This is a genomic window from Nostoc sp. 2RC, assembly GCF_014222165.1.
Lineage (GTDB): Bacteria > Cyanobacteriota > Cyanobacteriia > Cyanobacteriales > Nostocaceae > Nostoc > Nostoc linckia.
On sequence record NZ_JACKZU010000358.1, the window covers coordinates 1 to 8,415 of the forward strand.

General features: G+C 40.1%; 6 protein-coding genes and 1 rRNA gene. 2 read left to right on the forward strand and 5 right to left on the reverse strand.

Translation table 11 applies throughout. From position 1 onward, the window contains the following. Positions 1 to 279 precede the first annotated feature (279 nt). The gene (gene rlmN, locus GNE10_RS28290; protein ID WP_185568946.1) at positions 280 to 1,347 is read left to right on the forward strand and encodes a 23S rRNA (adenine(2503)-C(2))-methyltransferase RlmN; all 1,068 of its coding nucleotides are present in this window, start codon (positions 280 to 282) and stop codon (positions 1,345 to 1,347) included. 130 nt (positions 1,348 to 1,477) lie between these two features. Here rlmN and GNE10_RS28295 read toward each other — a convergent pair whose 3' ends face one another. The 5 genes from GNE10_RS28295 to glyQ all read right to left on the reverse strand — a co-directional run bounded on the left by GNE10_RS28295 (position 1,478) and on the right by glyQ (position 8,026). After that, complete coding sequence (locus GNE10_RS28295) at positions 1,478 to 2,557, reverse strand: tetratricopeptide repeat protein (protein WP_185568948.1); 1,080 nt, start codon at positions 2,555 to 2,557, stop codon at positions 1,478 to 1,480. A 259-nt stretch (positions 2,558 to 2,816) separates the two neighbouring features. Then, on the reverse strand, positions 2,817 to 3,119 hold the full coding sequence (locus GNE10_RS28300) for a hypothetical protein (protein WP_099068493.1): 303 nt from the start codon (positions 3,117 to 3,119) through the stop codon (positions 2,817 to 2,819). 304 nt (positions 3,120 to 3,423) lie between these two features. Further along, on the reverse strand, positions 3,424 to 3,894 hold the full coding sequence (locus GNE10_RS28305; RefSeq protein ID WP_185568950.1) for an NADAR family protein: 471 nt from the start codon (positions 3,892 to 3,894) through the stop codon (positions 3,424 to 3,426). A gap of 156 nt (positions 3,895 to 4,050) precedes the next feature. Further along, entirely contained in the window at positions 4,051 to 6,408 is a 2,358-nt protein-coding gene (locus GNE10_RS28310) for a ComEC/Rec2 family competence protein (protein WP_185568952.1), read from the reverse strand. A 739-nt stretch (positions 6,409 to 7,147) separates the two neighbouring features. After that, entirely contained in the window at positions 7,148 to 8,026 is an 879-nt protein-coding gene (glyQ, locus tag GNE10_RS28315; RefSeq protein WP_185568954.1) for a glycine--tRNA ligase subunit alpha, read from the reverse strand. A gap of 315 nt (positions 8,027 to 8,341) precedes the next feature. Here glyQ and GNE10_RS28320 point away from each other — a divergent pair. Continuing rightward, positions 8,342 to 8,415: ribosomal RNA gene (locus GNE10_RS28320) — 16S ribosomal RNA — on the forward strand; the annotation flags it as partial.

Genomic DNA, 8,415 nt, shown 5'->3' on the forward strand with positions numbered 1-8,415 from the left:
AAGGGGGAAAGGTTTGGTATTTTCCCTTTCCCCTTTAACATGATTCCCTTTGACCACAAGAGTCCAAAAAGCAATTGATTGCAAGAGGTGTAATGTTGGTTTTCTCTATTGACCCACGGCTAAAGCCGGGGGATTCTTGGCTCACAGTCCAATCTTTTGCCCGCAGGATTTCTCCAACGAAGCAAGAGGATCGAACTCACTGTTCTGGATTCTGCTTTTGCCTTTAACCAACAATTATTGAGTGTAGGATAGAGATCCAGCATCAACTCGTAATTTTTTATGTCTGCTACACCTCTTGTATCTCAGGTTGACTCAGAAAAAACAGCCAAATCAGCATTACTTCCTCCCCTGCTTGGTGCAAGTGTCGCCGAGTTAACAACTTGGGTGCAACAACAGAGGCAACCTGCTTATAGAGGAAAGCAACTACATGAATGGATATATCACAAAGGTGTGCGATCGCTCTTAGATATTTCTGTGTTTCCCAAACAATGGCGCAACGAAGTCGCAGAAATTCCCATTGGACGGTCAAGTTTACACTACCGCTCTGTGGCACCCGATGGCACGGTGAAATATCTTTTGCGATTAGCAGACGGACAAATCATTGAAACTGTTGGTATTCCTTCAGACAATCGGTTGACAGTTTGTGTCTCTACTCAAGTGGGTTGCCCAATGGCGTGTGATTTCTGCGCTACTGGAAAAGGGGGCTACAAACGGAATTTAGCACGGCATGAAATTGTCGATCAAGTATTGACCGTACAAGAAGATTTTCAACAACGAGTTAGCAATGTGGTATTCATGGGTATGGGCGAACCGTTGTTAAATACTGAAAACGTACTAGCTGCCCTGAAATCTCTCAATCAAGATGTTGGTATCGGTGCGCGATCGCTCACTGTTTCTACAGTAGGAATTCGCGATCGCATCCGTCAATTCGCACAACACCATTTGCAAATCACTCTGGCGGTTAGTCTCCATGCACCCAACCAACCACTCAGGGAAAAACTCATCCCCAGCGCCCGCGCTTACCCTCTGGAAGATTTGCTGACTGAATGCCGTGAATATGTGGAAATCACTGGACGCCGTGTGACTTTTGAATATATTCTTCTGGCTGGTGTGAATGATTTGCCAGAACATGCATTAGAACTATCGAAGCGTCTGCGGGGATTTCAAAGTCATGTAAATTTAATACCTTACAACCCCATCCAAGAGGTAGATTATAAGCGCCCCAACCGCGATCGCATTCAAGCATTTCTCAATGTCCTCAAGCAACAACAAATTGCTGTCAGCGTCCGTTACTCCCGTGGTTTAGAAGCTGATGCTGCTTGCGGACAACTCAGAGCAAGTAATTAAGTGGTTGATTGTTGACTGCTAACGGTTAACAGTTATGACAGACTAGTGAGTGGTTGAAAAGTCTTTGTCTTGAAAAGTCACGCCCAATTTTGGATTGGAGATTTTGCGGAGTCTAGAATCGATATTCTAGTTATTGATATTGCATAGCTTTGGCATAATCGCCCAAAGCGTAGCAAGCAACTCTTAAGCTGGCAAGAGCTTGTTCTTCACTGCGTCGGTCTTTAAGCGCCCTAGCTAAAAGTAAACGTTCTTCATAATATGTAATTGCTTTGTGATGATCCCCCAAGGCTTCACAAGCAACTCCTAAACTACCTAGAGATTGTTCTTCGCTACGCTTGTCTTGGATTTCTTTGGCTAATTGTAAGCGTTCTTCATAATATTTAATGGCTTTTGTATAATCACCCAAAGCATAGCAAGCATTACCTAAGTTCTTGAGTACCTGAGAAGCACTACGAACATTTTTTAACGAGCGTGCTAGGATTACACATTCCTCATAGTAAGCGATCGCTTTTGGATAGTTGTCCAAAGCATACCAAGCGTTACCCAAATTTTTCAGTACTTGTTCCTCTCCCCAATTATCTTTGAGTTCGCGTACAATTGCTAGGCTTTGCTGTTGATACTCAATGGCTTGTGTAAAGTTACCTAAAGCTTTATATACCAATCCCAAATTATTCAGTGCTGCTACTTGACTGCGTTTATCTTGTAGCTGTTGAGTTATTTTCAAAGATTTTTCTAAAAATTCAATTGCCTTGTGATGGTCGTTCAGGTGGCGGTAGGCATTGCCTAGATGCGAAAGTGCTTGCATCTGCAATGGTAAATCTGAAACCTCTTCACTCAAAGACATACACTCTTGAGAGTAGGAGATAGCACTTTTGTAATCTCCTGCGCTGTAACTTACCAATGCTAAAAAAGAAAATACCTGTGCCTGTTTTTGTGAATCCTTAACCGCCTGGAACAGTACTAAGGATTGTTTTAAGGATTTTATTGCTGCAATTAATTCACCAGCTTGCTGCTGTTGAATACCTTGCCGTAATAGTTGAGACGCCTCGGATAAATGTTCGTCACTATCCTGTACTGGTGGTATTTGTGGTTGTGACCCAGAGTCAAATTCATGGGTAATTGTATTGCGCTTCACTGGTTTTAAGTGTGTTATGGATAATTTGAGAGGGACAGTATTTTTTGATGTATGGTTCCATCCGTCTTTAGACATCAACCCCTTCCTATTTAGTCTGGTGGTAAGTCTAGTGTTCCCAAAACCAGAATTTATCTTTCATAAAGCTGAATTACCACAGTTTGGATGCCAAATACTTGTATTGGCATCTAAAAACTTCATCAATGATGGCAGCAGTAAGTTAATCCGTGAAGCGATGCGCTGCTTAAGTTTCCATTCTTCAACAAGCAATCAAAATTAAGAGGCTTCAACTAACTAATAGACTGAAGTTTCCTAACTCACTTTTAATTAATAAACTTTATCTATTTATTGGTATTTTTGTATTCCAAACTTGTTCAAATTCTCCTTTTGTAATTTCAAAGTCGCCTATATCATCTTCACGTATTAATTGATCGCATAACATTCCGTAATCATCAGCAATGTGGCTACTATCATAAAATAATACATTGCCATTTTCATAAATTTCGATTTGTCTAACTACATGGCTATTATCACCAATTTCCATAAAGTAGGTGCTAGTACCCCAAGTATCAAACTCACCTCCAAGAGATTCATCCCAGAACCACTTGCAATATTTCTTTGTTTTTACTAATCCAGACATAATTAGTTTATTCCTTAGAACAATTACTGCTTGTCAGCTACTTTAGCCAGATAGAGTGTTTGCCAATTTTCAGTAAATATGTCTTTCAAACTCAAAAATCAAACTTTTTTGCTGGATAATCTACATCCTATGCCAGTCCTAAATCATTTGCGAAATCTTACTCCTCACACCGTTATTTAACTACAGTCAACACTCACAACTAATATTTTTCACAAATTAAATAGGATTGCTATATAAATTTTAGCTAATAAATTTGAGTGTTTAGCTTTTAGTCGCTTATGTTTTAGCATTCCTAACAACTAAATTATTTTACTGTGCTATTATCTGCATCTGTGCTTTCAATGTGGCGGAGGATATCTCGGACTTCCATAAGAATTTTCCCTAGCATGTTTTTCCCACTACCGTCAGACCCGCAACCCCAATAAAAATCGATGGGTGAATTTTCAACAATTTCTTCATCGCCTGTGGAAAGTAAGATATCTCTGATATCTCTATGAGTTTGAAATTTGCATAGCACAGCTTGGCGCATAATGTCGTCTTTCATTTGTTCCCAGTCTTGACGCAAAGGCCGAGTTCTTTCACGCCCCATTCTTGCAGCATCTTTAGGCATTTTAACCAAGCGGATTTGTTCTACATGAGGTGTACCAAGGAACTTTTGTGCTTGAAAGTAATGTTCGCTAGTCGGCCAATACAATCCATCAAGCTCGAAGCCGTGGAAAGAAAAATTAGAGAAACACCCATATTGTTCGCGGGTGCTATAAAAGTAGATTGTCATAGAATTTAGTAATACTGGATTGTCAATAAATACTCATAGCGATCGCTATTCTATTAACTAAATTCTCTGATAGCAATATCCTATTGTAGATTTTGACATTAATAATGTTAATTAACAACAATTTAACTTGCAAAAATTTAATTAATTTTCATTTTGTTATAAAACAGAAGACTGATTTTCTGGCGCTTCAATAAATGCCTCAAAGTCACGATTAGGCGACCATTGAATAGCGCCATCCCGTCCTGTAAAAAATACTTTAGTTTTACTTTGATTTAGTTCCGATAAAGTTTTTTCATCCAAGTTGGCAGCAGCAGTAATGGCCACTTGTGGTTGCAGTACAAGCACTAGGTTTTTCAAAGATTGTGGCGCGCACCAAAGTACTTGTGGACGAGGTAAACTTCCATTTTTAACTAATTTTTGTACCTCTTGAGACTTGATATTGCCTACTAATAACCAATTCCAATCTAAAATTTGCAATTGTAAAATAGGTAATTCATCGTTGATTAATTGTGCGACTAGGGAACCAGCTTGTACAGCTTGACCAACTGCTAAAGGTTGGTAAGATCCTTGATGTTTTTGTATTTCTTCTTGAATTGCCTGAATAGCAATAGCATTTTCTGGTTTCGGAGAATAGTCATAAAAATTTTTGATTGGTAAACGTTGGGCTAATTCAAACCAAGCATTACTTTCATTGCCTTGAAAATCAGTAGCGATCGCCCAATTAATTTGATTGATGCCCTGCTGTTGTAAAAATGGTAAAATCGTGAAGCGTCCTGTACCTTCATCACCACTATTAATTACAGTTACTGTTCCTTTATCTTGAACAACTATAATTGGTTCTGTACCAGACTCTAATATCGTAATCCTAAATAATGTGTTCGCAGAATGCCAAAGAGGGACGATTACCAAACCAATTGCAATTACACTAGCAAACCACCAGCGCTGCTGCCACCAACGTACCAGCCAAACTAAAATAATTAGTGCATAAATAGCTAGCAATTGCCAACTAGATATGCTACCTACAGCTACAGAATTTCCTGGCAAATTGCTAAAAAATTCCACTAGTTGAATCATCCAATCAGTAGGGTAATGCAACAACCCAGCTACAAAGCTTCCTGCTTCAGTCAAAATTAATGCTGCAATAGCACTGATGATACCACCGATACTAATAATAGAAATTAATGGAGTACTAAGTACATTCAGCAATAAACTGTAAGTTGGCACAACTCCAAAGACAAAAAGTTGCACAGGTAAAGTCCAAATAGTGGCAGCTAAAGGAACAGCAATTAAAGAAGCGATGGCAGATGGTAACCAATTCAAACGCTCAATAATTGGTGGTACTGTGACAACTAATCCCAATGTTGCTAAAAAGCTTAATTGAAAACCTAAATCCCAAATCCATAACGGATTAAATAGTAATAAAAGTGTGGCTGCTAATAACAGCGAACCTAGTTTTTTTACCTTTCTTTTTAATAACAGACCAATTAATGCTGCAAAACCCATAATTACAGCTCTCAGAACCGCCGGTTGAAAACCTGTTAAACTCAGAAAAATAATTAAACCCAAAAACCCAAGGGTAAATTGTATTCCTTTTCTTGTACGCTTCGTCAATTGTAATATCACACCCAAAATCAACGAAGTTTGAAATCCAGAAGCAGCTAAAGCATGAGCTAACCCTGCTTTTACGAATAAATCGCGGATATCGTAGGGTAAATCCACAGCTTTGCTACCTAAAACCATTGCACTGACAAGAGAACCTTCTGGAATACCCAAACTCTGAACTTGCGATCGCACAATTCGCTGCCGAATTTGCCACCAACCCCATTTACGTTCTTGTTCTAAAACATTGATTTGTCGCCCAATCAAACCAGCAAAGGTTCCCTCTTGCTTGAGAAACTTTTGAAAATCGAAACCACCAGGATTGGAAGCCGCTTTCGGTTTGTATAAAATCCCAGTCACAGCAATTTGTTGACCAGGGTATAAACCAGTGGCCTGAAGAATGGGCACTGTTACATATAATTTTCCCGTAACTCCTTTTGGGATACCTGCTGAACCTTGAGCGTTTTTGACCTCATCTAGCTGAGTTGCTTCCAGCCAAAATTGTCCCCGTTGACTGCGAGTTAAGCGCGGATTACTCGCCACTTCCCCGCGAACAATCACAAGCTGTTCTTGATTACTGCTATTTCCAGGAGGAACAAACTGACTGATATCTTTTGCACTTGGTTCCGGTACTCGCCATTGAAAATACACAGTTGCTAACAATCCCACTAACCCAGCAGCTAACCATATTCTCGGATGGGGAATAGTTTGCCAGTTGTTAAGCATTGTCTTGGCTTTGCCTCTACCATTTTCTGCTTTCTGAGCAAGTTTCCGTGAGATGATGTAGCGTCTTCTCAAAAAAATTGCTCCCGCTATCCCCAGAATCAAAATCCATGCACCACCCCAAGGAATTGCTGTAAACAATAAACCCAGAATGTAGCCAAGACAAATAATTACACCACTAGCTTGAATCATAAAATTTTTTCTAAAAGCACTTAGCAAACAGAATTTACAGTTAATTATCAAAAATATGCCAACATATCAATTTCTGTCTTCCCGCGTCATCACCTGTAGCTTTCCTTTGAAAAATTAGTAATAATAACAACATGACTTACGTATGGTAAACGAGAAATTAAGGATTTGGGCTGGGCATACCGCAGGAAAAAATCCCCAATGCCGTATTTGCGACCTCAACAAATAATCTCACCGCGTAAGTCCTGAAACATTTTTGCATACCCACTTACAAACAAAGCCTGCTTCAGCAGGCTTGATAATTGCAAGCTCTTTCTCTGTACCCCTAAAGCTTGATTAGAACTTACGCACACTCTACGAATTGTTTTTGACGAGAGGCTGCGCCTTTGCACAAAGAAGCCTCTCATAGAGAAGGCAGTTCCATAAATCTAGCTTTTCGGAGATTTTTGCGTAAGTTTTATTATGTAACACCAATTCACCAAAATCATGATATACATGCAAGGACTTGTAGGAGCGAAGGGCCCTTCGCCCTACATTCGTATTTCTATCATCAATATATAGTGAAAGTAATATCGCTAGCCTTGCTATCAACGTACCCAGCGCTCATATCAGCAATTTTAAAGTAGTTGCTGATTTGTACTTCTTCAAAATTCATCATCATCTTCAAGTTAAAAAACCTGATAAACACAGGCAGATAAGCCGGAAAAGCCCTTATCTGTCACTTTCCTTCCTAGTGACACCATTAATCTGATGTCTTCTTCAACAACGGAAAGCCCAACTTTTCTCTTTGCTCAACATATAAATGAGCAACTTTACGTGCTAAGTGACGAATCCTAGCAATGTAACGAGTTCTCTCCGTCACTGAAATTACACCTCTAGCATCCAGCAAATTGAATGTGTGCGAACACTTCATTACATAATCCAAACTTGGCAAAACCAATCCTCGCTCTGTTAGTTGCGTAGCTTCTTGCTCATACAAGTTAAATAGCGTCAGCAGTAACTCAGGATTCGACGCTTCAAAGTTATAGGTACTTTGCTCAATCTCGTTTTGGAGAAAAACGTCTCCATAGGTAATGCTATCTGTCCACTGAATTTTAGTAATTGCTTCCACTTGCTGGAGATACATCGTCAAACGCTCTAATCCGTACGTAATCTCAATTGACACAGGGCGACAATCAATTCCACCACACTGTTGGAAGTAGGTAAATTGAGTGATTTCCATCCCATCCAACCAGACTTCCCAACCAGTACCCCAAGCTCCCACCGTCGCATCTTCCCAGTTATCTTCCACAAACCGTACATCATGTTCTTCAGGACGAATGCCTAAAGCCCTCAATGAATCAAGATAAATCTCCTGAATATTGTCTGGCGACGGCTTAATTAAGACTTGGTACTGGTAATAGTGTTGAAAGCGATTCGGGTTTTCACCGTAGCGCCCATCTGTAGGACGACGACACGGCTCAACATAAGCTACAGCCCAGGGTTCCGGGCCCAATGCTCTTAAAAATGTTTGGGGATTTTTAGTGCCTGCTCCCTTCTCAATATCGTAAGGCTGAGCGATCAAACAACCGCGATCGCTCCAAAACTGATGCAACAAAGCTATTACCGACTGAAAATTCACGCTTTATCCTTCCTTAGTCAGCACATTGCATAAACCATTGTTGCTCACAACCCTGCACTGTGGGGAATTTCAGAAGGTTCAAAAAAAAGGTCAAAAAAAAGTGGTCAAAGAGGTTGACACTCTAAGAAGGGTTAGCTATATTGAATAAGTGCCAGAGAGAGCGAAGCCAAAGAGCGACGCGACTGGGACACGGAACCATGAAAATATTATAGTTTGAAAGCCATTATACAACAAGTGGTCTGCGTCAAGTAAATAAGATAACCAAGCTGGGGTTAAAAAAGCGCAGCTAAAGAGCTAAAAGCAAACGATTCAAACAAAACGGAGAGTTTGATCCTGGCTCAGGATGAACGCTGGCGGTATGCTTAACACATGCAAGTCGAACGGTGTCT